This is a genomic window from Bradyrhizobium roseum (genome assembly GCF_030413175.1).
Classification (GTDB): domain Bacteria; phylum Pseudomonadota; class Alphaproteobacteria; order Rhizobiales; family Xanthobacteraceae; genus Bradyrhizobium; species Bradyrhizobium roseum.
The window spans coordinates 6,338,748-6,364,571 of sequence record NZ_CP129212.1 but is presented as its reverse complement, the minus strand read 5'-3'; the positions used below and the strand labels follow the sequence as shown (position 1 = coordinate 6,364,571).

The 25,824-nt window shown below is 64.6% G+C and carries 21 protein-coding genes and 2 pseudogenes; 9 read left to right on the top strand and 14 right to left on the bottom strand.

Going from position 1 to position 25,824, the window contains the following annotated elements; genetic code table 11:
• Complete coding sequence (gene xseA / locus QUH67_RS30135; protein WP_300943125.1) at positions 1 to 1,620, bottom strand: exodeoxyribonuclease VII large subunit; 1,620 nt, start codon at positions 1,618 to 1,620, stop codon at positions 1 to 3.
• A 134-nt stretch (positions 1,621 to 1,754) separates the two neighbouring features.
• On the opposite strand from xseA, the pseudogene QUH67_RS30130 reads away from it, so the two are divergent.
• From QUH67_RS30130 to purD, 4 genes and pseudogenes are all read left to right on the top strand, one after another.
• Positions 1,755 to 2,765: pseudogene (locus QUH67_RS30130) on the top strand (alpha/beta hydrolase).
• Between the two features lie 35 nt (positions 2,766 to 2,800).
• Entirely contained in the window at positions 2,801 to 3,349 is a 549-nt protein-coding gene (locus tag QUH67_RS30125; protein WP_300943124.1) for a hypothetical protein, read from the top strand.
• A gap of 4 nt (positions 3,350 to 3,353) precedes the next feature.
• On the top strand, positions 3,354 to 3,659 hold the full coding sequence (locus tag QUH67_RS30120) for a winged helix-turn-helix domain-containing protein (protein WP_300943123.1): 306 nt from the start codon (positions 3,354 to 3,356) through the stop codon (positions 3,657 to 3,659).
• Between the two features lie 199 nt (positions 3,660 to 3,858).
• The gene (gene purD, locus QUH67_RS30115) at positions 3,859 to 5,136 is read left to right on the top strand and encodes a phosphoribosylamine--glycine ligase (protein WP_300943122.1); all 1,278 of its coding nucleotides are present in this window, start codon (positions 3,859 to 3,861) and stop codon (positions 5,134 to 5,136) included.
• A 116-nt stretch (positions 5,137 to 5,252) separates the two neighbouring features.
• Here purD and QUH67_RS30110 read toward each other — a convergent pair whose 3' ends face one another.
• Positions 5,253 to 6,485, bottom strand: a complete 1,233-nt coding sequence (locus QUH67_RS30110) for an acyl-CoA dehydrogenase family protein (protein WP_300943121.1) — start codon at positions 6,483 to 6,485, stop codon at positions 5,253 to 5,255.
• A gap of 124 nt (positions 6,486 to 6,609) precedes the next feature.
• On the opposite strand from QUH67_RS30110, the gene QUH67_RS30105 reads away from it, so the two are divergent.
• A complete protein-coding gene (locus QUH67_RS30105) occupies positions 6,610 to 7,515 on the top strand; it encodes an alpha/beta fold hydrolase (RefSeq protein ID WP_300943120.1) in 906 nt (301 codons plus the stop codon).
• A 149-nt stretch (positions 7,516 to 7,664) separates the two neighbouring features.
• Here the strand turns inward: QUH67_RS30105 and QUH67_RS30100 are convergent, their stop codons facing one another.
• Complete coding sequence (locus QUH67_RS30100; RefSeq protein ID WP_300943119.1) at positions 7,665 to 8,111, bottom strand: nucleoside deaminase; 447 nt, start codon at positions 8,109 to 8,111, stop codon at positions 7,665 to 7,667.
• 161 nt (positions 8,112 to 8,272) lie between these two features.
• Between QUH67_RS30100 and QUH67_RS30095 the strand changes: the two genes are divergently transcribed.
• Positions 8,273 to 10,432, top strand: coding sequence for a pseudouridine synthase (locus QUH67_RS30095; RefSeq protein WP_300943118.1), 2,160 nt, complete (start codon positions 8,273 to 8,275; stop codon positions 10,430 to 10,432).
• A gap of 7 nt (positions 10,433 to 10,439) precedes the next feature.
• Positions 10,440 to 10,994 carry a 16S rRNA (guanine(966)-N(2))-methyltransferase RsmD gene (gene rsmD, locus QUH67_RS30090; protein WP_300943117.1) on the top strand — a complete coding sequence of 185 codons (555 nt, stop codon included), beginning with the start codon at positions 10,440 to 10,442 and terminating at the stop codon, positions 10,992 to 10,994.
• A 77-nt stretch (positions 10,995 to 11,071) separates the two neighbouring features.
• Here the strand turns inward: rsmD and mutL are convergent, their stop codons facing one another.
• Complete coding sequence (gene mutL / locus QUH67_RS30085; RefSeq protein ID WP_300943116.1) at positions 11,072 to 12,883, bottom strand: DNA mismatch repair endonuclease MutL; 1,812 nt, start codon at positions 12,881 to 12,883, stop codon at positions 11,072 to 11,074.
• 242 nt (positions 12,884 to 13,125) lie between these two features.
• Between mutL and QUH67_RS30080 the strand changes: the two genes are divergently transcribed.
• Positions 13,126 to 13,443, top strand: a complete 318-nt coding sequence (locus QUH67_RS30080; protein ID WP_300943115.1) for a ribbon-helix-helix domain-containing protein — start codon at positions 13,126 to 13,128, stop codon at positions 13,441 to 13,443.
• Between the two features lie 65 nt (positions 13,444 to 13,508).
• Here the strand turns inward: QUH67_RS30080 and QUH67_RS30075 are convergent, their stop codons facing one another.
• Genes QUH67_RS30075 through QUH67_RS30060 form a run of 4 tightly spaced genes read right to left on the bottom strand, consistent with a single transcriptional unit; the run spans position 13,509 to position 16,429 of the window.
• Complete coding sequence (locus QUH67_RS30075; RefSeq protein ID WP_300943114.1) at positions 13,509 to 15,077, bottom strand: GMC family oxidoreductase; 1,569 nt, start codon at positions 15,075 to 15,077, stop codon at positions 13,509 to 13,511.
• A gap of 38 nt (positions 15,078 to 15,115) precedes the next feature.
• Positions 15,116 to 15,664 (bottom strand): gluconate 2-dehydrogenase subunit 3 family protein, encoded by a 549-nt coding sequence (locus tag QUH67_RS30070; RefSeq protein ID WP_300943113.1) that lies wholly within the window; start codon positions 15,662 to 15,664, stop codon positions 15,116 to 15,118.
• Between the two features lie 33 nt (positions 15,665 to 15,697).
• The gene (locus QUH67_RS30065) at positions 15,698 to 16,093 is read right to left on the bottom strand and encodes a VOC family protein (RefSeq protein ID WP_300943112.1); all 396 of its coding nucleotides are present in this window, start codon (positions 16,091 to 16,093) and stop codon (positions 15,698 to 15,700) included.
• Positions 16,094 to 16,429: a c-type cytochrome gene (locus QUH67_RS30060; protein WP_320416157.1), complete on the bottom strand. Its 336-nt coding sequence runs from the start codon at positions 16,427 to 16,429 to the stop codon at positions 16,094 to 16,096.
• A gap of 390 nt (positions 16,430 to 16,819) precedes the next feature.
• Between QUH67_RS30060 and QUH67_RS30055 the strand changes: the two genes are divergently transcribed.
• Positions 16,820 to 17,092 (top strand): hypothetical protein, encoded by a 273-nt coding sequence (locus QUH67_RS30055; RefSeq protein WP_300943110.1) that lies wholly within the window; start codon positions 16,820 to 16,822, stop codon positions 17,090 to 17,092.
• Between the two features lie 243 nt (positions 17,093 to 17,335).
• Here the strand turns inward: QUH67_RS30055 and arfB are convergent, their stop codons facing one another.
• From arfB to ileS, 6 genes and pseudogenes are all read right to left on the bottom strand, one after another.
• Positions 17,336 to 17,755 carry an alternative ribosome rescue aminoacyl-tRNA hydrolase ArfB gene (arfB, locus tag QUH67_RS30050; RefSeq protein ID WP_300943109.1) on the bottom strand — a complete coding sequence of 140 codons (420 nt, stop codon included), beginning with the start codon at positions 17,753 to 17,755 and terminating at the stop codon, positions 17,336 to 17,338.
• Positions 17,756 to 17,870: 115 nt separating this feature from the next.
• A complete protein-coding gene (locus QUH67_RS30045; protein WP_407080366.1) occupies positions 17,871 to 19,238 on the bottom strand; it encodes a M16 family metallopeptidase in 1,368 nt (455 codons plus the stop codon).
• Complete coding sequence (locus QUH67_RS30040) at positions 19,235 to 20,620, bottom strand: M16 family metallopeptidase (RefSeq protein WP_407080365.1); 1,386 nt, start codon at positions 20,618 to 20,620, stop codon at positions 19,235 to 19,237. Before QUH67_RS30040 ends, QUH67_RS30045 begins: the two co-directional genes overlap by 4 nt.
• Positions 20,621 to 20,865: 245 nt before the next feature.
• A complete protein-coding gene (locus QUH67_RS30035) occupies positions 20,866 to 21,579 on the bottom strand; it encodes a hypothetical protein (RefSeq protein ID WP_300943107.1) in 714 nt (237 codons plus the stop codon).
• 93 nt (positions 21,580 to 21,672) lie between these two features.
• Positions 21,673 to 22,191, bottom strand: a complete 519-nt coding sequence (gene lspA / locus QUH67_RS30030) for a signal peptidase II (RefSeq protein ID WP_300943106.1) — start codon at positions 22,189 to 22,191, stop codon at positions 21,673 to 21,675.
• A gap of 528 nt (positions 22,192 to 22,719) precedes the next feature.
• Positions 22,720 to 25,704 (bottom strand): annotated as a pseudogene (ileS, locus tag QUH67_RS30025) (isoleucine--tRNA ligase); the annotation flags it as partial.
• Positions 25,705 to 25,824 lie beyond the last annotated feature (120 nt).

Sequence of the window (25,824 nt, the reverse complement as noted above, 5' to 3'; positions counted from 1 at the left end):
CTAGAACAGGCTGCCCTGATCAGCCGGCTTGACGGCGCGCTTCGGCGTCGCCGGCTTCGCCTCGTGCGTCGTCGCTTTCGTGCTCGCGGCGGGCGCCGTGGCCTGCGGCCGATCCGCATCGGCCATGGCGCCAACGCGGCCGTCTGCGAATTCGATCGACAGGCGCGCGTTCGGCCCGATCGCGGCGGCGGCATGTACCGCGTGTCCCTGTTCGTCGCGCACCAGCGCAAAGCCGCGGGCGAGTACGCTGCGATACGACAGCGCCGACAGCAACTGGCCGCTGTGGGCGACACGCGCATCGAGGCGCTGCATGGCGGTCAGAAGCGCGCGGCGGGCACGCTCGGCCAGCCGCTGCGTGCGCTCATTGGCGCGCGCGATGGCATTGCGCTGCGCCTGGGCGTTGGAGAGTCGTGACGCCTTCAGCCGGACCTCGAGCCCGGCGAAACGATCGCGCCGGCTGCGCAGCAGGGCGCGGGCGGATAGCCGGATACGTTCCCCCGACACGGTGAGACGATGGTTGGCCTGCGCCACCTGTCCGCGCAGCACCTTCAGCGTCAGGCCGGCGGCAAGATGCGAGAAGCGGCGGTGGTGGGCGTGCGTATTGGCCTTCAACCCGCGGGGCAGGGCGGCACCGAGGTGATCCAGCCGCTGCCGGGGGATCGCGAGCAATTCACTCAAACCCGGCAGCGCACGGGCCGCGGCGCGCAATTCGTTGCGGCGGCTCTCCTGCCCGCGCTGCCAGCACACCATCGTGCGCCGCGCCAGGCTCTCGACCTCGACGAACAATTCGCTGCGGACGGGAACGGCCATTTCGGCCGCCGCCGTCGGCGTCGGGGCGCGCTTGTCGGCGGCGAAATCGATCAGCGTGATATCGGTCTCATGCCCGACGGCCGAGATCAGCGGGATCATGCTTTCGGCGGCGGCGCGGACCACGATCTCCTCGTTGAACGACCACAGATCCTCCAGCGAGCCGCCGCCGCGCGCAACGATCAACAGATCCGGCCGTGGAACGCGCCCGCCTGCCGGCAGCGCGTTGAAACCGCGGATCGCGGCAGCCACCTGTTCGGCCGAGCCGTCGCCCTGCACCTTGACCGGCCACACCAGCACGCGGCGGGGAAAGCGATCCTCCAGCCGGTGCAGGATGTCGCGGATAACGGCACCCGTCGGCGAGGTGACGACGCCGATCACCTCCGGCAGCCAGGGCAGCAATTGCTTGCGCGCCTCGTCGAACAGCCCTTCGGCGGCAAGCTTTTTCTTGCGCTCTTCCATCAGCGCCATCAGCGCGCCGATGCCGGCGGGCTCCAGCGACTCGATGACGATCTGGTATTTTGAGGAATTGGGATAGGTCGTCAGCTTGCCGGTGGCGATGACCTCCAGCCCTTCCTGCGGCTTGAAGCGCATCCGCGCATGGGCAAACTTCCAGACTACCGCCTCGATCTTGGCGCTCTCGTCCTTCAGCGCGAAATAGCAATGACCGGAGGAATGCGGCCCGCGGAAGCCGGAGATTTCGCCACGGACGCGGACATGGCCGAAGGTGTCCTCGACCGTCCGTTTCAGGGCGGTGGACAGTTCCGAGACGGTGAATTCGGGCGCGTTGATGAGGTTTTGGGCAACAGGCATCGGCAACTGATTCGAATGTTGGAGGCGTCGCCGCAACGTAGGGATTTTTAACCCTGCCCGCCAATCCAGGTCTTGCAGGCACCATAACTCTGTAATACAGAGTACTCTAGATATGAAATGTGGTGAGGTTGCCCATGTTGAAATCCCTTGTTCTCGGCCCTCTGCACCTCCTGAAATGGGCGCTGTGCGCCGTCGGCGCGGCAGCGCTGCTGCTTGCCGCCCTGGTGGCCTGGCCACTCAAGCAGCCGCCTGAGCTGCGATCGATCTCATCGGCCCGCGGCACCGTTGACTTCAGCGCCTTACCGCCCGTCGAGCGGTTCCAGGCGAGGGACGGTAGCGCTCTCGGGTTCCGCCATTATCCCCCGAGCGGGCCGGTCACCGGCCGCGGCGCCATTGTGGTGCACGGTTCGTCGGGGTCCAGCGGCGGCACCATCCATGCGTTGTCGGCAGCGCTGGCGAGCCGCGGCGTCTAGAGCTGGGCGGTCGATATCCGCGGCCACGGCACCTCAGGCACGCGCGGCGATATCGGTTATGTCGGTCAACTCGAGGACGACCTCGCCGATTTCGTCGCCGTCTTGCGCAAGACCGCGCCAACGCTGCCGCTGACCCTGATCGGCCATTCCGCCGGTGGCGGCTTCGCGCTGCGGATCGCCGGTTCGCCGATCCAGACCATGTTCGAACGCACCGTGTTGCTCGCGCCGTATCTCGGCTACCAGGCGCCGACCAACCGGCCGAACTCCGGAGGCTGGGCCAACGCTGATGTTCCGCGCATCGTCGCCTTGTCGCTGCTGCGCGAGATCGGCATAAGCTGCTGTGACGCGTTGCCTGCGCTGGCTTTTGCAGTGCCGCCGAACTCGGAGAAAAACCTGGTGCCGACCTACAGCGACCGGCTGATGCGCAACTTCGCGAACCATCTGGACTACCGCAGCAATCTCATGGCAGCGAAGAGACCGCTGACCATCATTTCGGGCGCCGACGATGAGTTGATGCTCGCAGACAAATACGCCGAGGCCGTGCGCGGGATCGTGCCGCCGGTCGACGTGAAGCTGATCGACGGTATCGATCACATGGGTATCGTCAGCGTGCCCAAGGCAATCTCCGTCATTGTCGAGGACGTCGCTACGCGCGGCATGACGGGGAGTTGAACGGCGATGACCGCGCTGAGCATGAAGGGTGCTCCATGATGGACAGCCAGCAGGCCGCCGAATCGCTGGCCGAGATCAACGACGTCGCCCGTCGCGTCCGTCAATCGCTGATCTACGGCCTCGCCAGTCTGATGATGATCATGTGGGGAGCGCTGACATTTGCCGGCTATCTCGTGACCTATCTGTCGCCGCGTCACGCGGGTTACGCGTGGATCGCGGTCTACGTCGCCGGGGCTGCGGTATCCGTTGCCATCAGCGCATACCAATATTCGCAATCCGGTGTTCGCACGTTCGACGCGCGGATGCTGCTGGCATTTCTCTTCTTCATGGCTTTCGGCTTCTTCACCTGCTGGCTGGGCCACTTCACGTCGCGGCAGATGGGCACGTTCTGGCCGATCTACTTCATGCTGGTCTACGGCATCGCTGGACTGTGGGTCGGGCACGCATTCATTACGATCGGCCTTTGCGTGTCGGCATTGACCTTGATCGGCTATTTCTTCATCGGCGCCGCCTTCGACCTGTGGATGGCGTTCGTCAATGGCGGCGGCCTCGTGGTCGGCGGCTTGTGGATGCGCCGGAGCTAGCGCGATGTCGGGCCTCGACGACATCATCCATCAGCCGTTGCGCCTGCGTGTCATGGCGGCATTGAACGCCATGCCGGCAAATGCCGGGCTGGAGTTCGCCAAGCTGAAGAAATTGACCGGCGCCACCGACGGCAATCTCGGCGCCCATATCGAAACGCTCTCGAAAGCAGGCTATGTTGCGGTCGCAAAGGCCTTTGTCGGCAAGAAGCCGCAGACCACGGTGACCGCCACCGCCGCCGGGCGGGGCGCGTTCGCCCGCCACGTCGCGATGCTGCAGGAAATCATCGCCGCCTCGGGAAGGCAGACATAATTCTCACCGGTCATTCTACGGCGATGCAAAGCATCGAACCCGGAATCTCCAGCTTAGCCGTGCTTCTGCCTAACAGCCCGAGCTTCCGGATCGGCGCGCATGGAGCGCCGTCGGGAAGGAGGCCTGTTGATATCCCCTTGCGGCGAGGTGCCGTTTTGTGCGACCGAGGCCACATTTCCACCCGTATCTGGCTCTTGTCATGAACATCCTCCTGCTCGGTTCCGGCGGCCGCGAACACGCTCTCGCATGGAAGATCGCCGCTTCTCCGCTGCTGACCAAACTGTGGTGCGCGCCGGGCAATGCCGGGATTGCGCGCGAAGCCGAGTGCGTGGCGCTTGACGTTGCTGATCATTCGGCGGTGATCGATTTCTGCAAGCAGAACGCCGTGGATTTCGTCGTGGTCGGCCCGGAGACGCCACTGGCAGCGGGCATCGTCGACGACCTCGCGAAAGTCGGCATCAAGGCGTTCGGGCCAGGCAGGCAGGCGGCGCAGCTCGAAGGGTCCAAGGGATTTACCAAGGACCTCTGTAGCGAGTTCAATATTCCGACCGGCGCCTATGGCCGCTTCACCACGGCGGACGATGCGTTGGCCTATGTGCGCAAACAGGGCGCACCGATCGTGGTCAAGGCCGATGGCTTGGCCGCCGGCAAGGGCGTCGTCGTCGCCAAGACGCTCGACGAAGCCGAGGCGGCCATCGCCATGATGTTCGACGGCGGGTTCGGGTCGGCCGGCGCGGAAGTCGTGATAGAGGAATTTCTCGAAGGCCGCGAGATCAGCTTCTTCGCGCTATGCGACGGCGAGACCGCGATCCCGCTGGCCTCTGCGCAGGACCACAAGCGCGTGTTCGACCATGACGAGGGCCCGAACACCGGCGGCATGGGCGCCTATTCGCCGACGCCGTTCGTCACGCCCGAAGTGCACGACCAGATCATGGCGCGGATCATCCTGCCGACGGTCGCCGGCATGAAGAAACGCGGCATGCCGTTCAAGGGCGTGCTCTATGCCGGCGTGATGCTGACGGCACAGGGTCCAAAACTGTTCGAATACAACGTCCGCTTCGGCGATCCCGAATGCCAGGTGCTGATGCTGCGGATGATGTCCGACATCGTGCCGGCGTTGCTGGCGGCCTGCGACGGCGAACTGAAGCATTTTGGCCTGCGCTGGTTTCCCGATCCGGCGCTGACGGTTGTGATGGCGGCGAAGGGTTATCCCGGCGACTACAAGAAAGGCACGCGCATCGACGGCCTCGATGACGCCGCCGGCATCGAGGGTGTCGAGATTTTCCATGCCGGCACGGTGGCGAAGGACGGCGCCATTCTCGCCAATGGCGGGCGCGTGCTGAACGTGTGCGCGATGGGCAAGACCGTGCGCGAGGCGCAGCAGCGCGCCTATCAAGCTGTTGATCGCATCAAATGGCCGGACGGTTTCTGCCGCCGCGACATCGCCTGGCAGGCCGTGGAGCAGGAGCGAAGCTAAGCGCCCACGCGCCTTTCGCTGGTCATGCCCGGGCTTGACCCGGGCATCCATCGCTCTTCGCGTGAGTCCTTGGATGGATTGCCGGGTCGAGCCCGGCAATGACATGTTTCAAACTGTTACAGCAAATCGCCACCCACGGCACTCGCCGTCGTACCATGCTCGCGGAACGCCTTGATGACGTTCTTGCCGATCTTCCATTTGTGCACTTCGTCCGGACCATCGACCAGCCGCTGTGCGCGCACCTGCGTGTACCACTTCGCCAGCGGCGTATCCTGGCTGAAGCCGAGCGCGCCGTGGAGCTGGATCGCGGTGTCGATCACCTTGTGCACCATGTGGGCATGGAAGATCTTTGCGATCGAGTTCTCCTGCCGGATGTCGAGGCCCTTTTCCGCCTTGTAGGCGATATGCAGCAGCATCAGGCGGCCGATGTAGAGTTGTTCGGCGCAGTCCGCGAGCATGAACTGGACGGCCTGACGGTCGGAGATCAGTTGGCCGAAGGTCGAGCGCGTGGTGATGTGGCCGACCGCCATGTCGAGCGCGCGCTGCGCCTTGGCGACGTTGTGCATGCCGTGGCGCAGCCGGCCATAGGCGAGGCGGTGCTGGCCCATGGCAAAGCCGTTGCCTTCGCCGCCGACCAGGTTGTCGGCCGACACTTTCAGATCCTTGATCTCGATCTCGGAGTGGCCGCCATGGATCGCGTGGTCATGCGGACCTTCGATCGCCATGTTGGCGACGTTGCGCTTGATCTTGTAGCCGGGGTTCGGCAGTTCGACGATGAAGGTCGAATACTGCTTGTGGCGCGGCGCGTTCGGGTCGGTCTTGGCCATCACAAGCGCCATGTCGGCGACGCTGGCGGAAGAGGAAAACCACTTCTCGCCGTTCAGGATGTAATTCTCGTTGCCGTCCTTCACCGCCGTGGTCTGCATGCCGGTGGCGTCGGCGCCGGCGGCCTTTTCGGTCATCGAGAAGCAGATGCGCTTGTCGCCATTCAGCAGCGGCTTGAGGAATTTTTCCTTCTGATATTCCGTGCCGTGGGCGAGGATCGTCATCATCGAGGCGTCGTCGGGGCCCTGCGTATTCATCGACAGCGCGCCCAGCATGCTCTCGCCGAGCTCCATCTGCACCAGCGCGTTCGCTAGCGGGCCGAGCCCCATGCCGCCATATTCCTTCGGAACCCACGGGCACCACAGGCCGCGCGCGCGGGCTTTTGCACGGAGCGGCCCGAGCACCTCGGCGAGCGGCCTGGTGTCGAGTTCCTTCTCCGCCGGGATGCATTCCTCATGCACCCACTGGCGGACCTTTTCGCGGATCGCCTTGGCTTCGGCCGGGATTTCGAAATCGATCGACATTGTGGTTTCCTCGGTTCTTGTTCCTGTTGGTCGGTCTTGGGGAATGGCTTAAACCTGCGACCTGCCAGCGGCAACGGCAAACAAAGTTTGAAGCGGCAGCGCCGCAGCCCACCAAGGAGCGCCCATGCCCGATCTCGCCGATCTATTCCCCGGATACGCTTCCGAATGGATCAACACCTCGTCGGGCCGCATCTTCGCCCGCGTCGGCGGCAAGGGCCCACCGCTGCTGCTGCTGCATGGGTTCTCGTCAACGCATGTGATGTGGCACCCGGTGGCGCCGCAACTGGCGGACAAGTTCACGCTGATCATTGCTGATCTGCCTGGCTATGGCTGGTCGGACATGCCCGACAGCGACGACAACCACACGCCCTACACCAAGCGCGCGATGGCGAAGGTGATGGTGGAGACGATGGAGCAGCTTGGCCATGTGCATTTCGCACTCGCCGGGCACGACCGCGGCGGCCGGGTGTCATACCGGCTGGCGCTCGATCATCCCGGCCGGCTGTCGAAATTGGCCGTGCTCGATATCGCGCCGACCTATGATTACTGGGAAAAGCTGAACCGGCTCTCCGCGCTGAAGATCTATCACTGGGCGTTTCTGGCGCAGCCATACCCGCTGCCGGAGACCCTGGTCGCAAGCAATGGCGAGTTTTTTCTCCGGCAGAAGATGGCGAGCCAGACCAAATCGCAGACACTGGATGAAATCGATCCGCGGGCACTGGAGCATTATCTCGCGCCGTTCCGCGATCCCGCGCGCATCCACGCGATGTGCGAGGACTATCGCGCGGGTGCCTATGCCGACTATGAGATCGACAAGGCGGATGTCGAGGCCGGCAAGAAGATCACGGTCCCTATGCTGGCGCTGTGGGGCGATGCCGGTGTGGCGAGTGCCGCGACCACGCCGCTCGACACGTGGAAGAAATGGGCGACGAAGGTGGAGGGGGCGGCGGTGGATTCGGGGCATTTTCTGCCCGAGGAGAACCCGGATGTGACGGCGAAGCTGCTGCGGGAGTTTTTTCTCAAAGGCTAGCTTCGTGGCCCGTATGAGCCCAACTCGTCATCCCCGCGCAGGCGGGGATCCAGTACGCCGCGGCCTTTCGGTTCAATCGCTGCCGTCTCTGGAATACTGGATCATCCGCTTTCGCGGATGATGACAGCGGTGGGTGGGGAGCAATGGGCCTACCGCCGCACCTTGAAAAAATCCCTGAGCAGCGTCGCGGCCTCGGTCTCGCCCACTGCGGAATAGACCTCCGGCACATGATGGCAGGTTGGCTGGGCAAAGAACCGCACGCCGGAATCCACGGCGCCGCCCTTGGGGTCGGCGGCGCCGTAATAGAGCCGCCGGATCCGGGCGAACGAGATCGCACCCGCGCACATCGTGCAGGGCTCCAGCGTGACGTAGAGGTCGCAATCGACCAGTCGCTCGCTCCCGATCGCCTTGGCGGCCTGCCGGATCGCCAGAATCTCGGCATGCGCGGTCGGGTCGCGGTCGGTCAGGGTCCGGTTGCCGGCGCTAGCGATCACCTCATCGCCCCTGACGATGACACACCCGATCGGCACTTCGCCGGATTTTCCGGCGTTTTCGGCCATTTCGAGCGCCAAATCCATGAAAGAAGGGGCAGTCATGCCTCGTATCATCGCAAGAAACCTGCTAAGAGAGCCGCCTTCAGCAAACGCGGATACCGGTTTTGCGTGAGAATGCGCCTTGAGCAAAGTGCGCGCGCGTTATCGCTATGACAGCCCATCCGCTTCTGATTGCCAATTCATTCGTACCCGAGAGACCATTCATGCCCCGCGATAGCGACAAAAACAACGATTCCCGCGGCCGGCGCGACCGGCCCGGCGGCAAGGGTCGCTCCGGAGACGGCAAGGGCCGCTCCGGGGCTGCGAGGGGGCCGGAGAAGAAGTTCGCCAAGCGCGGGTTTGCCGGCAAGAGTGAAGGCGACGGCGAGCGGCGTCCCTATGCCGGAAAGTCCGACGGCGCGAAATCGTTCGGCAAGAAGCCCTATTCCGGGGATCGAAAGCCTTACGCCGGCAAGCGCGACGGCGACGACCGTCCGCCGCGCCGGGATTTTGGAGATGCCCCGCGTCCGCGCGGCGATCGGCCATATGCCGCCCGGCCGTCACGCGGTGAAGATGGTGAAAAGCGGTCGTTCAAGCCGCGTGAAGATCGCGGCGGTGGCGAGAAACGCCCGTACACGCCGCGCGGCGACCGTCCGAATTTCAACCGCGACGACCGTCCGCCGCGGCGGGGCCGCACGAGCGGCCCTGGGGAGCGCGACGATGCGCGTCCGGCGGGACGTTCGTCCGATCGAAAGTTCAGCGACAGGAAGCCCTATACCCCGCGCGAAGGCGGCGGCGAAAAGCGGCCCTATACGCCGCGCGGCGAAGGCTTTCGCAAGGACGGCGACCGTCCGCGTGGCGATCGGCCGTTTAGTGCCCGGCCATCGCGCGACGGCGATCGCCCTCGTGGCGACAGGCCTGACAGAAAATTCGGCGGTGAGCGCAAATTCTCCTCGCGCGGCGCGCCCGATCGTGGCCCGCGTAAGGATTTTGGCGATCGTCCCGATCGTGGCGATTCAAAACCGTGGCAGAAGCGCGAGGATCGGGGCGAACGCGACTCGCGTCCCGCCCGCGACGGTGCGCGCAGTTTCGACAAGCCGCGCTTTGACCGCTCCCGCGACGACCGCGGCGGCGAGGAGCGTCCGCGCTTTTCGCGTTCGCGCGAGGATCGCCCGAAATTCGACCGTCCGCGCGAGCGGCCGGCGGGCCGCACCGATTGGCAGGAACATCCGCGCAGTGAAGTGGGTGACGATCGGCCGCGCCGCGAGAACGAGGACGACAGCAAGATTTTCGCAAAACGCCCGGCTTTCGGCGGCCGGGGGGCCTATCGTGAACGCCAACCTGAATTCGACAAGCGCGCGCCGCAACCGCCGCGCGCCAAGAAATCCGGGGAGCGCATCGCCAAGGTGGTGTCCCGCGCTGGCCTGGCCTCGCGCCGCGACGCCGAGGAATGGATCACGCAGGGCCGCGTCACCGTCAACGGCCGCGTCATCAATTCGCCGGCGCTTGACGTCACCGCGAACGACTCCATCGCCGTCGACGGCAAGGTGCTGCCGCCGCGCGAGCGCACGCGGCTGTTCATGTATCACAAGCCGCGCGGGCTGATGACCACGCATGCCGATCCCGAGGGGCGGCCGACCGTGTTCGACAATCTGCCCGAGGGCCTGCCGCGGCTGATCTCGATCGGCCGGCTCGATTTCAACACCGAAGGCCTGCTGCTGCTGACCAATGACGGCGGCTTGGCGCGCGCGCTCGAACTACCTGATACGGGCTGGTTGCGGCGCTATCGCGTGCGCGCCCATGGCGAGGTCACGCAGGCGCAGCTCGATGAGCTCAAGAAGGGTGTCGAGGTCGACGGCGTCAAATACGGCTCGATCGACGCGACGCTGGAGCGTGACCAGGGTGCCAATGTCTGGCTGGTGTTCGCGATCCGCGAAGGCAAGAACCGCGAGGTCCGCAACGTCATGGCGCATCTCGGCCTCGAGGTGAACCGGCTGATCCGCGTCTCCTACGGGCCGTTCCAGCTTGGCGAGCTGGAGGAAGGCCAGGTGGAGGAAGTCAAGACGCGGGTGCTGCGCGAGCAGCTCGGGGAAAAGATCGCCACGCTCGCGGGGGCGGATTTCAACCGGCCGATGCCGGGTGAACAATCTGGCGAAAAATCCGACGACGAAGGGACGGAGGCGCCGCGCGCCAAGAAGCCGGTCAAGCCGGCGGGCAAGAGCGCGCTGATCGCCGACCGCAAGGGCCGCCGCGTGCTGGTGCAGCGCACCGGCAGCGAGGAAGCCCGCGCCCGCAACGAGGAAGAGGCCAACGGCTACGGCCCGCCGCGTCGCCCCAAGCGCGGCTATCACGGCAAGCGCGATCTGACGCCGCGGGACGAGTAGTTGGGTTATGCGCGTCGTCGGCGGAAGACTGAAGGGCCGTAATCTGGCGTCGCCATCCACGCAGGCGATCCGCCCGACGGCGGACCGGCTGCGCGAGTCCGTGTTCAACATCCTGATCCACGCCTACGACGATCCGATTCAAGACGCGCGCGTGCTCGACCTGTTCGCCGGCACCGGCGCGCTCGGCATCGAGGCGGTCTCGCGCGGGGCGGCGTTCACGCTGTTCATCGACAACGGCGCCGAAGCGCGGGCGCTGTTGCGCAACAATGTCGAGGCGCTCGGCCTCGGCGGCGTGACAAAGGTCTATCGCCGCGACGCCACCAACCTAGGCCCGGCGCATCCGATGGAGCCGTTCTCGCTGGCCTTCCTCGATCCGCCCTATGGCAAGGGTCTAGCGGAGAAAGCGCTGGCCTCGCTGCGCGATGGCGGCTGGCTGACGCCGGGGGCGCTTGCGGTGGTGGAGGAAGCGAAGGCCGCGGCGTTCGTCGCGCCCCAAGGCTTCGAGGAGCTGGAGCGGCGCGCGTATGACGATACGGAGTTCGTGTTTTTGCGAGGTCCGTAACCGCTGCCCCCACAATTATGCTTGTCATCGCCCGGTCAAGCCGGGCGATGACAGTTGAATGTGTGGAAGTGCTGTGCCTATCGTCTCCCGAACAGCTTCTCGATATCGCTCAGCTTCAATTCCACATAGGTCGGCCGGCCGTGGTTGCACTGGCCGGAGTTCGGCGTGTCTTCCATCTCGCGCAGCAGCGCATTCATCTCTTCCGGCTTGAGGCGGCGGCCGGCGCGGACCGAGCCGTGGCAGGCCATGGTGGCGGCGACATGCATCAAACGCCGTTCCAGCGGCAGCGCCTCGTCCCATTCGCTCATGTGTTCGGCGAGATCGCGGAGAAGTCCCGCCGCGTTGGCCTTGCCGAGCAACGACGGCGTTTCGCGCACGGCCACCGCACCGGGGCCGAAGGAATCGATCGCCAGGCCGAACGATGCCAGCTCCTCGGCGCGATCCAGCAGTTTTTCGACGGTCGCCTCGTCAAGCTCGACAATTTCGGGAATCAGCAGGATCTGCCGCTGTACGCCGTTCTTCGCCAGCGAGGCCTTCAGCCGCTCATAGACGATGCGCTCATGCGCGGCGTGCTGGTCCACGACGATTAACCCGTCGCGGGTCTGCGACACGATATAGGTCTCGTGGATCTGCGTGCGCGCCGCGCCGAGCGGGCGGTCGAGCATATCGGGTGCGGGCTGCGCCTCGAAGCGCACGTCGGCGGTCGGTGTACCAACATCGAACGCGGCCTGTCCGGCTTCCGCGAGGGCCGACGCCATCGCGCCGCCGAACGAAGGTGCTGAATTGACCGGATAGGAAGGCGAGCTGCGCCAGTCCCAATTGGTTGGGCGCGGCGCAAACGACGGGCGAAACGCTGACAGCGCCGCGCCGTCGGTATTGGCGGCGGTGCGCCTGCCCTCGCGGGCGAGGCCTTCCTTCAGCGCGTGCACGATCAGGGCGCGGACGAGGCCCGCGTTGCGAAACCGCACCTCGGTCTTGGCCGGGTGCACATTGGCGTCGACCTCCTGCGGCTCCAGCGTCACGAACAGCGCCACCACGGGATGACGGTCACGCGGCAGGTAATCCGAATAGGCCGCGCGTACCGCGCCGAGGATCAGCTTGTCGCGCACCGGGCGGCCGTTGACGAACAGATACTGTCCGAGCGCGTTCGCCCGCGTCAGTGATGGCGCCGCGGCAAAGCCTTCGACCACGACGCCCTCGCGCTCGGCGCGCACTTCAATGGCGCTGGAACGAAAATCGCTGCCCAGGATATCGCCAAGCCGCGTCAGCCGGCCGGCCGCGCCGGGCAGCGCGGCGGCCCAGGTCACCGGCGCGCGTTCCTCGCCGGCCAATGTGAAGGCGATGTCGGGCCGCGCCATCGCCAGCCGCCGTACCACTTCGCGGATCGCTTCGGCCTCGGTGCGATCGGTCTTGAGGAATTTCAACCGTGCCGGCGTCGCGTAAAAGAGATCGCTGACCTCGACGCGGGTGCCCTGCGAGAGCGCCGCCGGCATGATCGGCGATTTCTCTCCGCCTTCGACCGACAGTGACCAGGCATGCGGCTCGCTGCGATGCCGCGTGGTGATGCCGAGCTTCGCCACCGCGCCGATCGAGGGCAGCGCCTCGCCGCGGAATCCAAGCGTGCGGATGTGCAGCAGATCCTCGTCGTCGAGCTTGGACGTGGCGTGGCGATCGACGGCCAGCGCGAGATCGGCATGCGTCATGCCGCTGCCGTCGTCGGTGATGCCGATCCGCCGCCTTCCACCGCCATCGGTAAAAATGTCGACGCGGCTGGCGCCGGCGTCGATGGCGTTCTCTACCAGCTCCTTCACGACGCTCGCGGGACGTTCGACCACTTCGCCGGCGGCGATGCGGTTGACGACCTGTTCGGGAAGCTGGCGGACGGGCATGGGGCGGAAACGTCGATTCGAGGGCTGGAAAGGTATTGTAGGCGGCCGAGCCGGCAAATGCATGGGAAGAAGGCGAAGCCGTGACCGGCTGGGGATGAAACCGGACTATCGCATTGAAGATGCTGAGGTTCGGCTCCGATGGAGCGCCCTGCGTTAGGATCGCATCGATCGAACTTGGGATTGTGGGGTCGTGAGGGCCGGTATATCGTTTAGAAAAATTATAATCTGCCCGGAGGAACGCCATGTGCAGTCTGTTCGCGCACCAGCCCCAACGCGACTATGAATCGCAGACGCGATCGCTGCGGATAGGCGGCCATTGCACCTCGATCCGGCTGGAAATGTCATTCTGGGATACGCTGGAGGAAATCGCGGCGAAGGAGGGGATGAGCCTCGCCAAGTTCCTCACCACGCTGCATGACGAAGTGCTCGACCATCACGGCGAGGTCAGGAATTTCGCGTCACTGCTGCGTTGTTCCTGCATGATCTATCGGGCCAAGAGTGCGGCCGCTGTTGCGGAATTCCGCGGCGGTCGCCCCGCGATGCTCGACGCAGCCGAATAAGTTCCACACGATCGACGAAAAACGGCCCGGCCGATATCGGACCGGGCCGCTTCCAATTTTTCGATCTAGATGTCCTTCCGCTGCATCGCCCCCGCAATATGGTCCGCCTGCCGCATCGCCAGGGCGACGATCGTCAGCGTCGGATTGCAGGCGGCGCCGGTCGTGAACTGGCTGCCGTCGGAGACGAACAGGTTCTTGACGTCATGGGCCTGTCCGAACTTGTTGACGACGCCGTCTTTCGGCTTCTCGCTCATCCGGTTGGTGCCGAGATTATGCGTGCTCGGATAGGGCGGGGTCGGATAGGTCACGGTGGCGCCGACGGCCTCGTAGACGGCAGTGCCTTGCTTGTAGGCGTGGTTGCGCATCGCGACGTCGTTGGGATGATCGTCGAAATGCACGCTCGCCACCGGCATGCCGAACTTGTCCTTGGCCTTTGGATCTAGCGTGATGCGGTTGGTTTCCTGCGGCATGTCCTCGCCGACCAGCCACATGCCCGCCATGCGCGGATAGGACTCCATCGCTGAGCTGAAGGAGCGTCCCCATCCGCCGGGGTTGAGGAACGCCGCCATGAAGGGCACGCCGATCGACAGCGTCTCCATCTCGTAGCCGCCGGCGAAGCCGCGCTTGGGGTCGTGCCTGGCCTCGTCGCGGATAATGCCGGCCATGGTGGTGCCGCGGTACATGTGCACGGATTTCTCGAACGCTGCATAGACGCTGCCGGTCATGTGTCGCATATAGTTGCGGCCGACCTGGCCGGACGAGTTGGCGAGGCCGTCGGGGAAGTGGTTCGAGGCACTGTTGAGCAACAGCCGCGGGCTTTCGATTGAATTGCCGGCGACCGCCACCACGCGCGCCCTCTGGCGCTGCATCGCGCCGTTCTCGTCGGCATAGACCACGCCCGTGACCTTGCCGGATGCGTCATGCTCGATCTTGATCGCCATGCTGTTGGGGCGCACCTCGAGATTGCCGGTCGCCTCGCCCTTGGGGATCTCCGTATAGAGCGTCGACCATTTCGCGCCCGACTTGCAGCCCTGGAAGCAGAAGCCGATCTGCTGGCAGGCCCCGCGCCCGTCGCGTGGCGCGCTGTTGATCGCCATGTTGCCGGTGTGCACGGTCTTGTAGCCGAGCTTCTTCGCGCCGGCTTCGAGCACCTTGAAATTGTTGTTGCCGGGCAGGCCCGCGATGCCGTTGGTGCGGGTGACGCCCATCTTGTCTTCGGCCTTGGCGTACCACGGCTCCAGTTCGGCGAGCGTGATCGGCCAATCCAGGAGATTAGCGCCGGGGATGTTGCCGTAGGTGGTCTTGTCCTTGAACTCGTGCTCTTCAAAGCGCAGCGAAGCGCCGGCCCAATGCGTGGTCGAGCCGCCGACCGCCTTGACGATCCAGGCTGGAAGATTCGGGAAATCCTTGGCGACGCGCCAGCTTCCCGAGGTCGTTCGCATGTCGGACCAGGCGAGCTGGGTAAAGCTCTCCCATTCATCGTTGACGAAGTCCTGCAGTTCGATGCGCGACCCGGCCTCCAGGATCACGACCTTGACGCCCTTCTGCGCCAGTTCGTTGCCGAGCGTTCCGCCGCCGGCGCCGGAGCCGATGATTACGACCACGCCGCTGTCGTTCAGATCGAATTTTGCCATGTTGATTTCCTCCCCTGCTGTTCGTTGACCGCGGCTGTTCAAGCCTTCGGGAGCCAGTCGATGTCGGCGAAACCGCGCTTGATATAGCCGCCGTGCTCGGCAGAGGAGCCCTCGTAGCCGAACTTCGGCCAGAGCTCCTTCTGGTTATAAAGGGAGACGACGAGGTCACCGCGGACCTTCTGGAAGAAATCGGATTGCTCGATGCGCTGCAGCAGCGCCACCCTGTCGGTTTCCCACGGCACCTGCGCGTAGGGCACCTTGTGGCGCTCATTGGCTTCCTGATCGAGGCGCGCGACGCCGTTCGAGATCAGCGCCTTGGTGGCCGGGTCTTTCGCCGCCTTGCCGTCCCACGGCTTGATCGCGGTAATGTAGTAGCTGTCGCCCAGGAAATCGTGCGGATAGATATCGCGGGCGACCTTGACCAGCGTCTTGAGTGTCGCCGGCGTCAGCGCGGTGGCGTCATTGGCCCAGGCGTCGCTGATGCTCAATCCCGCGCTGGCTGCAATGGCCGTGGCGGGCACCGCCGTGGCCGCGCCCTTCAGAAAAACGCGGCGGTCGTATTTGCTCCGACGATCGACTTCTCTCATGGATGTCCTCCCTCAATGGCTTGTTGATTGCGATCAACCGAACCGTCCACCGCGCTGGATAACCTCGATTTTGTAGCCGTCGGGGTCGCTGACGAAGAAGAAGCGCGCCAGCGTCCTGCCATCATGCTTGAAGTCGCGCAGCGGCCCGGGCGACAGCCGTTCGCGCTCGAACCGCGCATGTTCGGCGTCGAGGTCGTCGACGACGACGGCGAGGTGGCCGTAGCCGTCACCGAGCGCATAGGGCTCCTTGCGATCGTAATTGACGGTCAGTTCGACCTCGAACGGCGAGGAGGGGTGACGCAGGTAGATCAGCGCGAAATCCGCAAACTTGAGATGATCGGCGACCTCGAGCCCGAACGCGCGTGCGTAGAAGTCGAGCGACTTCGCCTCGTCGAATACGCGGATCATCGAATGAACAGGCTTTGCCATTCAGTTCAGCTCCTTCAGGTAAGCGATGATGGCGGCGCGGGTTTCTGCCTTGGCCTGGCGGTAGGCCATGTTGGAGCCCGGGATTACCGATTGCGGATTGGTGAGATAGGCATCCAGCCTGGCGTCGTCCCAGGCGAAGCTGGCCTCGGTGAAGCCGGCTGAATAGCGGAAGCCGTCGGCCTTGCCTGCCGGCCTGCCGACGATCTTGAACAGCGATGGTCCCTGGCGACCCGGATCGGACAGGTTGGTGGTATGGCACGTTGCGCATTGCTGCTTGAACAGTGTCGACCCGTCCGCTGGCTTGGCTGACGGTAACGGTATCTGTGCGACGGCCATCGTCACGACAGGCTGTGCGATGCAAAATCCAAGTCCGATTGCCCCTAGCGCGCGCAGTTTCGTCATGTGCTCCACCATCGGCGTGCACAGACTGTAGGTCGCGAAAAATCTGCTGTGGTAGTAGCGGGCTGTTTCACCGCACGACAAAAGCAGCGCGCTTCCGATCGAAGCTTCCAACTTCAGTTCGCAGACGCGAAGTTCCCGTCGCCGCATATGCGGTGGGTCGATGGCCAAGGATTCGCAAAATGACCCCGAAATCCCTGCACGATCACCACATGGCGCGGCTTGCATGGCGCGTGCCGTTCGCGAATGAGTGATCCGGCGATGAGCATGCTCGGAGCGAACGGCTGGAGTAACCGAGCGCTTGTCGCCAGCAATTAGGAGATTTCGATGAAGCTAGTGAACACCTCGGCGATCGCGGTTGCAATCTTGGCGCTGCTTGCCGGTCCGGTGCTGGCGCAAGGCGCCTCATCCGACGCGCCGGCCCGCGGCGGTGCAATGGGCAAGACGCAGATGCAAGGCGGCGCGGCCGGCAGCATGGACGCCGATGCGCCGGCTGGCGGCACCAAGGCCGCGGGCGCCAAGCCCGGCGCGAAGACCACCGTCGGCACCGGCAGCGGCGCGAAGGGTACGACCACGACCCCGCCGGTATCCGGCCGATAAGCACCGTCTGGAGGAAGCCCGTTTTCCTCCAACGGGTGGCTCTCCACACAGAACTCCGGTCGCAATCGGCGGCCGGGGTTTTTTTGCGTTTTGGTCACGTGTCCGCGAACCGAAAGGGCGGCGGGACGGCTCTATCGGGGAAAAACGCTGGTGTTCACTCGGTCTGACGCGCGAAAGCGTCAAGGCGCGGATTCACCGCGCGCGGCTGATGATCCGGGAGTATCTTGATCGCGACTAGAAACTCTAATCGTCGAACCGCGCCGTGTTGCGCTTTGCCTTGACGTCGCTGCGGCGCTTCTTGCCTTCTAGCCGCCGCTGCTTGGAGCCGAAGGTCGGCTTGGTCGCGCGCCGCGGAATCGGCCGCACCATGGCTTCGCGCAGTATTTCGAGCAGGCGGTCGATGGCGTCGGCGCGGTTGCGCTCCTGGGTGCGAAAGCGTTGGGCGTGGATCACGATCACGCCTTCCTTGGTCATGCGCTGGCCGGCAATCCGGTTCAGCCGCAGGGCCGCATCCTCCGGCAGCGTGATCTTGCGCGTGTCGAAGCGGAGCTGGGCCGCGGTCGAAAGCTTGTTGACGTTCTGCCCGCCCGGGCCGGAGGCACGGACGAAGCCGATCTCGATATCATTTTCGTCGATCGCAAGGTCGCGGGAAACCCGCAGCATGGGAACACCAATTCGTCATGCCCAGGCTCGTCCCGGGCATCCACGTTCTCGTAGCACAGCATCATGAAAGACGTGGATGGCCGGGACAAGCCCGGCCATGACGGCGGAATAGCCGTCAGTTCGCCTTCGGCTGCGCTGCCACCGGCTGGGCGGCGGCCTGCGGGGCGCGGCCGACGATCACGGTGAGCAGACCCTTGCCCCACAGGCGCTGGGCGGCCTTCTTCGCGTCGTCGAGCGTCACCGCGTCGACGATCGCGTTGCGCTTTTCGATATAGTCGATCGGCAGCTTGTCGAGCTGATATTGCAGCAGCGCCTGGGCAAGTTTCGAGGAGGTATCGAGCGCCAGCATCTGCGAGCCCTTGAGGTAGGATTTTGCCTGGTCCAGTTCCTCCTGGGTCGGGCCTTCCTCGGCGATGCGGCGGATTTCCTTCTCGACGGCATCGACGGTTTCGCCGGCCCGATCGGCGCGGGTGCCGGTGTTGCCGATGAACAGCGCGGAGCGGTCCATCCAGAGCAGGGATTCATAGACCGAATAGGCGAGGCCGCGCTTTTCGCGCACTTCCTTGTAGAGCCGCGACGACATTCCGCCGCCGAGGATGTGATTGACGACATAGGCGGCCATGAAATTCGGATCGTGGCGGCGAATGCCGGGGCCGCCGAACGTCACCACCGTTTGCGGCACGTCGAGCGGCACAAAGGCACGCTGCGGCGGACTGGTAGCCTCGACATCGGCGACCGGCGTCAGGCTGGCCTTGGCCGGCAGCGCACCAAATGTCTTGTCCAGGAGCTTGCCGAGCGTGTCGGCGTCGACATCGCCGACCACGGCGATGCGCAGGGTATCCTTGGCGATCACACGGCGGACGTAGTCCTTCATGTCGGCGACGTCGATCTTCGGCACGCTGTCCAGCGTGCCGTTCGACTGCCGGCCATAGGGATGATCGCCGAACGCCAGTTCCAGGAATTTGCGGCTTGCCAGCGAGGTCGGGTTGGTCGTTTCGCGGCGCAACCCGGAGAGCACCTGCGCGCGAATGCGTTCGACATCGGTAGCCTCAAAACGCGGCGAAGTCAGCGCCAGATGCAACAGGTCGAACGCCTCGTCCTTGTTGTCCTTGAGCATGCGGAGTGAACCGCGGAAGGTGTCGCGGGTCGAGGAGAAGCTCAGCTCGATGGCGCGTCGCTCAAGGCGCTCGTGAAAGGTCTTGGAATCGAGATCGCCGGAGCCCTCGTCGAGCAGGCCGGCCACCATGCTGCCGACGCCGGACTTGCCGGCCGGGTCCTGGGCGGCGCCGCCGCCGAAGGCATATTCCATCGCGATCAGCGGCACGGTGGCGTCCTGCACGAACCACGCCTCGATGCCGCCGGGCGAGACCAGCCGCTGGATTTTTGCCGCGGCGTACGACGGCGTCGCTGCCAGCGACAACAGCACGGCGCCGGCAAACAGGGCGGACGTGAGGCGCTGTGCGCCAATCGAAAAACGGATCACGAGCGCTTCTCCTCGCGTTTCGGCGTGGTGTCCTTGATGAGATAGCCGGTCACCGAGCGGTTCTTTTCGAGCCATTTCTGCGCAGCGCCGCGCACCTGTTCGGCGGTGACGGCGCGAATCCGGTCCGGCCAGCTCCTGATGTCGTCGATCGAAAGCCCCGTCGTCAGCGCGCCGCCATACCAGCGCGCCAGCGTGGCCTGATTGTCCTGGGCGTAGATCGCCTCCGCAATCAGCTGGGTCTTGACCCGCTCGAGATCCTCGGCGCGGGCGGGATTCTGGATCACATCGGCAATCACGCCGTCGATCGCCTGCTCGACTTGCGAAAATTCCACGCCGGGCTTGGGCGAAACGGAGATCGAGAACTGCGAGGGATCCAGCGAGGTGCCCTGGTAACCTGCGCCGGCGTTGACCGCGAGCGGACGGTCGACCACCAGTGTGCGGTAGAGATAGGAGTTGGAGCCGCCTCCCATCAACTGCGCGAGCACGTCGAGCGCGGGGCCTTCGCCGGCGGCCGCCGTGGTGGAGGAGGGGACGAGATAAGAGCGTCGCAGGCTGGTCTGCTCGACGCGCGGATCGGATAGCGTCACCGTGCGCGGCGCGGCCGGCACCGGCTCCTGCGGACGGACGCGATGCGCCGAGATTGCCGGCTGCGCCGGAATGCCGCCATAGGCCTTTTCCACCATCGGGCGGACTTCCTTGGCGTCGACGTCGCCCGCGATCACCAGGATCGCGTTGTTCGGCGCATAGAAGCGCTTGTAGAACGCCAGCGCGTCTTCGCGATCGAGCTTCTCGATCTCCTGGCGCCAGCCAATGATGGGGCGGCCATAGGGATGGTTGAGATAGAGCGCCGCCATGATCTGTTCGGACAACCGCGCATCCGGATTGTTGGCGACGCGCATGTTGAACTCTTCCAGCACGACGTCGCGCTCGGGAAGCACGTTCTCATCCTTGAGGATGAGGCCGGTCATGCGGTCGGCCTCGAACTCCATCATCTTCGCCAGATGCTCGCGCGGCACGCGTTGGAAATAGCCGGTGTAGTCGAGCGAGGTGAAGGCGTTTTCGTTGCCGCCGATCCGCAGCACGGTTTGGGAGAATTCACCGGCAGGATGTTTCGCCGTGCCCTTGAACATCAGATGTTCGAGGAAGTGCGCCAGCCCGGATTTGCCGGGCGTCTCGTCAGCGGAGCCGACCTTGTACCAGATCATCTGGGTGACGACCGGCGTGCGGCGATCCGGGATCACGACGACCTGCAGGCCATTGTCCAGCGTGAAACTGGCGGGCCGTTCCGAGGTGACCGTGGTCTGGGCGAAGGCGCTGCCGGCGGAAAATGCAAATGTCGAGGCCGCAACGAGAAAGGCGGCAAATCGCTGTAAGGACATCATGACCTATCTGGCGCGCGTGCCGCAAAACCGGTGACCGGCCCCGCGGCAGGAATTCGCGCGAACGTTAGAAGTAACCCGACACAACAGCCCGGGATCAAGCCGCGGCATCGTACACCGCAGCCGGCACCAATAATCGTCACGAAGGCGAGAGATCAGCTTAACTAATCGCCATACTTAACCGGAGCCTTTTCGGTTCTGATGGAAGATCGGGTTTCTCTGAGAACCGGTCTTCACCTCAAAACGCTTTATTCGCCATACTTGCCCTTCGAGGGGTTGTATTCCTTATTGAGCGATTCCTTCGGCCCGGTGCCGTAGGCGTAGTTCGGCGACGGTGTCTGGTAGCCCGGCGGCGGCTGGGTCAGCGAGTCTCGCGTCGGCTCTTCCTTGAAGGTCGCCGTCTCGGTCTTGCTGCCGCCGAACAGGCCGCTGAAGCCGCCACTGTAACCGAGCTGGGACGGGCTCAGGATCGGATTGTTATTCGAGGTGCCTGGCTGCACCGGATCGTTGTCCTTGCGCGCCGTTGCGGCGGTCTTGCCCACGGCGAGTTCGGCCGGCGTCAGGATGCGGGCCTGCTCGCGCGGGTCCTTGTTCTCTTTCTTGCGCGCGGCGACGGCCGCCTTGCGGCGCTGCTCGTCGGGATCCTTCGGCCAGTTCGGCGCCTTGATTTCGGCCGCGGTCGCGGCCGGCGGCGGCAGGTCCAGCTTGGGGGGAACGACCAGAGGCGAGCGCTCGCGGTACTCGATGCCGCGGTTTTCCATGTTGGTGCCGCCGATGCCGCGCATGATGCCTTCGATGATCTTCTCCTCGAAGGTCTTGTCGTCCTCGTCATCGTCATCGGCTGCGCGCACCGGACCGGCGGCCATCACGAGGCCGACGCCGAGGGCTATGGCGGCCAGCCGCAGGACCCGGCTCAGCGAGGTGTTCGGCAGCATCCGGAAGCGGGCATCGATATCGAGCATCGCGCTGTTCCCATTCATCATTTCTGCAATACGCGGGGGCCGGCTTGGGGACGCATTGTGGCTCCATACCGCAACGATCCGTATCCGCCGGGATCAGGGCGCTTTTGCGGCGGGTACCCCCAGGAACGAGTCATACAACAGGCCCGCTACCCCGGCAACAATGGCCACATCGGCCAGATTGAACACATACCAGTTAAAGGTTTTTCCGCCGATTTCGATATGGAGCAGGGCGAAATCGACCACCGCGCCATGCAGGAAGCGGTCGATGCCGTTCCCAATGGCCCCCCCGATGATCAGGCCTAGTGCCAGCGTCGCTACGAGGGTGCCGGCGCGTGCCATCCAGACCCCCAGCACGATCACCGCGACCGCCTTGATGCCCATCAGGGCGACCTGGGCGAGCTGGTTGTCGGTCTGGAACCAGCCAAAGCTGATCCCGACGTTCCAGGCCAGCACCAGGTCGAAGAACGGCGTGACCCTGACCGCGCCGCGATTGCCGAGGTCGAACACGTAGAGCAGCCATAGCTTCGAGGCCTGGTCGAGCGCCAGCGCAATGACGGCGGCCAAGATGCCGGCGCGAAGGTGAGACGTTCGCGGCTGTTCGAGGCCAGACACTTACCTGGCCTTCTTTTTCTTCTTTGCCTTGGGCGCCGGCGGCTTCTTGCCCGGCTTTTTGATGGCCTTTTTCTTGCTCGCCTTCTTCGCCGTGCCCTTTGCAGCCGCCTTCTTTGTGGCTGCCTTCTTGGCCCCCTTCGTTGCCGAAGGCGCCTTTTTGGATTTAGTCGCCTTCTTGGCCTTGGCTTTCTTGGCTACGTTTTTCTTGGCCGACTTCTTGGCTTTTGCTTTTTGAGCCTTCGGCGTTTTGGCTTTGGTCTTTTTGGCCTTGGGCTCCTCGGCCTCGACGACCTTTTTGGCCGCCGCGGCCTTGGTGACCTTGGCCGGTGTCTCGGCCTTGACGGCTTCCGTGCTATCCGGAGCCTTCTTCGGCCGGATCTTCGTCGGCTTGGCAGCCGTTACGGCTTCCGGCACGGCTTGCTCAGGCGTTTCGGTTGACGGCTGCTCCGGTTCGACGGGCTGCGTCTCAACCAACTGGACCGGCGCGGCGGGTGCTTCCTCGGCATCAGCCGGCTTCTCGCCCCCGGCCAGCGCCTTCCATTCGCGCAGGGCCTGCGCATCGCGCGGCGAGACGTCGGGATACTCGGCGTCTTCGCCGACGGTCGGCAGGATCTTCCAGGAACGGGCGCATTTGGTGCCGACGGCCTTTTCGACCACCACGGCAACGCCGGGAACGTCGGGCAGGGTGAACGCGCCGGCCGGCGCTTCGTCGTTGGTCGCCATCGCGTTCGAGGTGATGCAGACTTCGGCCAGATCGAGATCGAACAGCGTGTTGAAGATGCTCGCATCCGACACATAGACCAGCGGCGACGCCTCCAGCGACGAACCGATGTTCTTGGCGGCGCGTTCGAGCTCAAGCGCGCCGGTGACGACGCGGCGGACATTGCGGATGGTTTCCCATCTCATGGCAAGCGCATCGTCGCGGAAGTCGTCAAAGCCTTCCGGGAACAGCGTCAGGTGCACCGAGGGCTCGGCGTCCGGCCGGTACATCCGCCACGCCTCTTCGCAGGTGAAGCTGAGCACCGGCGCCAGCCAGCGCAGGATCGCATCGCAGATGATGTCGATCGTGGTCAGCGCCGCCTTGCGGGTGACCGAGGACGGCGGATCGCAATACAGCGCGTCCTTGCGGACGTCGAAATAGAACGCCGACAATTCGGTGTTCATGAACGCCGCCAGCGTCGCGACCACCGTCTTGTAGTCGAACTCGGCATAAGCCGTGCGCACGATGACGGCGCGCTTGGCCAGCTCGTGCAGCATCAGCCGTTCCAGCTCGGGCATCTCGCCATGCGCGACCGCGTCGGCCGGATTGAAATGATGCAGCGTGCCGAGCATCCAGCGGATCGAGTTGCGCAGCTTGCGATAGGTCTCGATGGTGTTCTTGAGGATCTCCGGACCGATGCGCTGGTCGTCGGCATAGTCGGTGGCGCAGACCCAGAGGCGGAGGATATCCGCACCCGAATCCTTCATCACCTTCTGCGGCTCGACGGTGTTGCCGAGCGATTTTGACATCTTGCGGCCGTTCTCATCGAGCGTGAAGCCGTGGGTCAGCACTACGTCATACGGCGCGCGGCCGCGGGTGCCGCAGCTCTCCAGCAGCGAGGAATGAAACCAGCCGCGATGCTGGTCCGAGCCTTCAAGATACATCACAGTATCGTCGCCGCCGTCGATCTTGCGAACGATATTGCCGAGATTGGGAAAGTTCTGGCGGTCCTCCAGCACGAAGGCGTGCGTCGAACCGGAATCGAACCAGACGTCGCAGATGTCGTCGACCTTCTTCCACTCCTCGGCCGCGCGTTCCCCGAGAAAGCGCTCGCGCGCGCCGTCGGTGTACCAGGCGTCGGCGCCTTCCTCCATGAAGGCTTCGACGATGCGCTGGTTGACGATTTCGTCCTGCAGGATTTCCGCCGAGCCGTCGCCGTTCTCGCGCACGAACACCGCGATCGGCACGCCCCAGGCGCGCTGGCGCGAGATCACCCAGTCCGGCCGGCCGGCGATCATGCCGTTGATGCGGTTCTGTCCGGCGGGCGGCACCCATTGGGTCACCGAGATCGCATGCAGCGCGCGGGCGCGCAGCGTGTCGCCGGGTTTCGCCCTGCCATCCACCGCGATGTCCTTGTCCATCGCAATGAACCATTGCGGCGTATTGCGGAAGATCACCGGCTTCTTGGAGCGCCACGAATGCGGGTATTGATGCTTGAGCCGGCCGCGCGCGAGAAGCTTGCCACCCTCGACCAGCGCCTTGATCACGGCCTCGTTGGCGTCGCCCTTCTCGCCCTTGTCGTTGATCACACGCCTACCTTCGAAGCCCGGCGCGTGGTCGGTATAGGCGCCGTTCTCGTCGACGGTGTAGGGGATGGTGGTGTTGATGCCGCGTGCATCGAGCTCGCGCGCGTTCGCCATCCAGACGTCGAAGTCTTCGCGGCCGTGACCCGGCGCGGTATGGACAAAGCCGGTGCCGGTGTCGTCGGTGACGTGGTCGCCGGGCAATAACGGCACCGTGAATTCGTAGCCTCCGCCGACACCTTTCAACGGATGCGCGCATTCCACCGCGTCGAGCGTGTCGCCCGGAATGTCACGCACCTTGTCGTACGCCGTGACGCGCGCCTGCTTGAAGACTTCTTCCGCCAGCGCATCGGCCAGGATAAGGAGATCACCGGTCTTCGCCCAGTTGTCAGCGGGCGCCTCGGTGACCTTGTAGAGACCGTAGGCGATCTTTGGCGAGAACGAGATGGCGCGGTTGCCGGGCAGCGTCCACGGCGTCGTGGTCCAGATCACCACCGACGCTTCGGCCAGCGCGCCATGCGCCGGCGAGGTCACCGGAAATTTCACCCACACCATGTCGGAGGTGTAGTCCTCGTATTCGACCTCGGCTTCGGCCAGCGCGGTCTTCTCGACCACGCTCCACATCACCGGCTTGGAGCCGCGATAGAGCGTGCCGTTGGCGGCGAACTTCATCAGCTCGCGCGCGATCTGCGCTTCGGCCGGATAGCTCATGGTGGCGTAGGGATGGTCCCAGTCGCCGATGATGCCGAGCCGCTTGAATTCCTCGCGCTGCACGTTGAGCCAGTGCGTGGCATAGGCGCGGCACTCCTTGCGGAACGCCACCATCGCGGTGGAGTCGCGAAAATCCGGCTTCTGCTTGCCCTTGGAGCGGTAGTTCTCTTCCTCGATCTTCCATTCGATCGGCAGGCCGTGACAGTCCCAGCCCGGCACGTAGTTGGAATCGAAGCCCAGCATCTGCTGGCTCTTGGTGACGACGTCCTTGAGGATCTTGTTGAGCGCGTGGCCGATATGGATGTTGCCGTTGGCGTAGGGGGGGCCGTCATGCAGCACGAATTTGGCGCGGCCGGCAGCGTCCTTCCGCAGCTTTTCGTAGAGGTCGATCTCGTTCCAGTAGTTGAGGATTTCAGGCTCGCGCTGCGGCAGGCCGGCCCGCATCGGGAATTCCGTCTGCGGCAGGAACAGCGTCTTGGAATAGTCAGCGGCGTCGGACTTTTGCGGATTCTGGGACATGAAAGCTCTGGTTTGGCTCGAAGACGGCGCGAAAGGCGCTGGGAAAGCGGTGAACAGCAAAATCCCGGTCTTGCGCCGAGCTGAACGCTCAGGCGGAAGCCGGGCCGCTAATGCTGATGA

Bases quoted from the DNA above. Each gene is read 5' to 3' on its own strand.
- xseA (WP_300943125.1), bottom strand. From the start codon at position 1,620: ATGCCTGTTGCCCAAAACCTCATCAACGCGCCCGAATTCACCGTCTCG.
- QUH67_RS30125 (WP_300943124.1), top strand. From the start codon at position 2,801: ATGATGGACAGCCAGCAGGCCGCCGAATCGCTGGCCGAGATCAACGAC.
- QUH67_RS30120 (WP_300943123.1), top strand. From the start codon at position 3,354: ATGTCGGGCCTCGACGACATCATCCATCAGCCGTTGCGCCTGCGTGTC.
- purD (WP_300943122.1), top strand. From the start codon at position 3,859: ATGAACATCCTCCTGCTCGGTTCCGGCGGCCGCGAACACGCTCTCGCA.
- QUH67_RS30110 (WP_300943121.1), bottom strand. From the start codon at position 6,485: ATGTCGATCGATTTCGAAATCCCGGCCGAAGCCAAGGCGATCCGCGAA.
- QUH67_RS30105 (WP_300943120.1), top strand. From the start codon at position 6,610: ATGCCCGATCTCGCCGATCTATTCCCCGGATACGCTTCCGAATGGATC.
- QUH67_RS30100 (WP_300943119.1), bottom strand. From the start codon at position 8,111: ATGACTGCCCCTTCTTTCATGGATTTGGCGCTCGAAATGGCCGAAAAC.
- QUH67_RS30095 (WP_300943118.1), top strand. From the start codon at position 8,273: ATGCCCCGCGATAGCGACAAAAACAACGATTCCCGCGGCCGGCGCGAC.
- rsmD (WP_300943117.1), top strand. From the start codon at position 10,440: ATGCGCGTCGTCGGCGGAAGACTGAAGGGCCGTAATCTGGCGTCGCCA.
- mutL (WP_300943116.1), bottom strand. From the start codon at position 12,883: ATGCCCGTCCGCCAGCTTCCCGAACAGGTCGTCAACCGCATCGCCGCC.
- QUH67_RS30080 (WP_300943115.1), top strand. From the start codon at position 13,126: ATGTGCAGTCTGTTCGCGCACCAGCCCCAACGCGACTATGAATCGCAG.
- QUH67_RS30075 (WP_300943114.1), bottom strand. From the start codon at position 15,077: ATGGCAAAATTCGATCTGAACGACAGCGGCGTGGTCGTAATCATCGGC.
- QUH67_RS30070 (WP_300943113.1), bottom strand. From the start codon at position 15,664: ATGAGAGAAGTCGATCGTCGGAGCAAATACGACCGCCGCGTTTTTCTG.
- QUH67_RS30065 (WP_300943112.1), bottom strand. From the start codon at position 16,093: ATGGCAAAGCCTGTTCATTCGATGATCCGCGTATTCGACGAGGCGAAG.
- QUH67_RS30060 (WP_320416157.1), bottom strand. From the start codon at position 16,429: ATGGCCGTCGCACAGATACCGTTACCGTCAGCCAAGCCAGCGGACGGG.
- QUH67_RS30055 (WP_300943110.1), top strand. From the start codon at position 16,820: ATGAAGCTAGTGAACACCTCGGCGATCGCGGTTGCAATCTTGGCGCTG.
- arfB (WP_300943109.1), bottom strand. From the start codon at position 17,755: ATGCTGCGGGTTTCCCGCGACCTTGCGATCGACGAAAATGATATCGAG.
- QUH67_RS30040 (WP_407080365.1), bottom strand. From the start codon at position 20,620: ATGATGTCCTTACAGCGATTTGCCGCCTTTCTCGTTGCGGCCTCGACA.
- QUH67_RS30035 (WP_300943107.1), bottom strand. From the start codon at position 21,579: ATGCTCGATATCGATGCCCGCTTCCGGATGCTGCCGAACACCTCGCTG.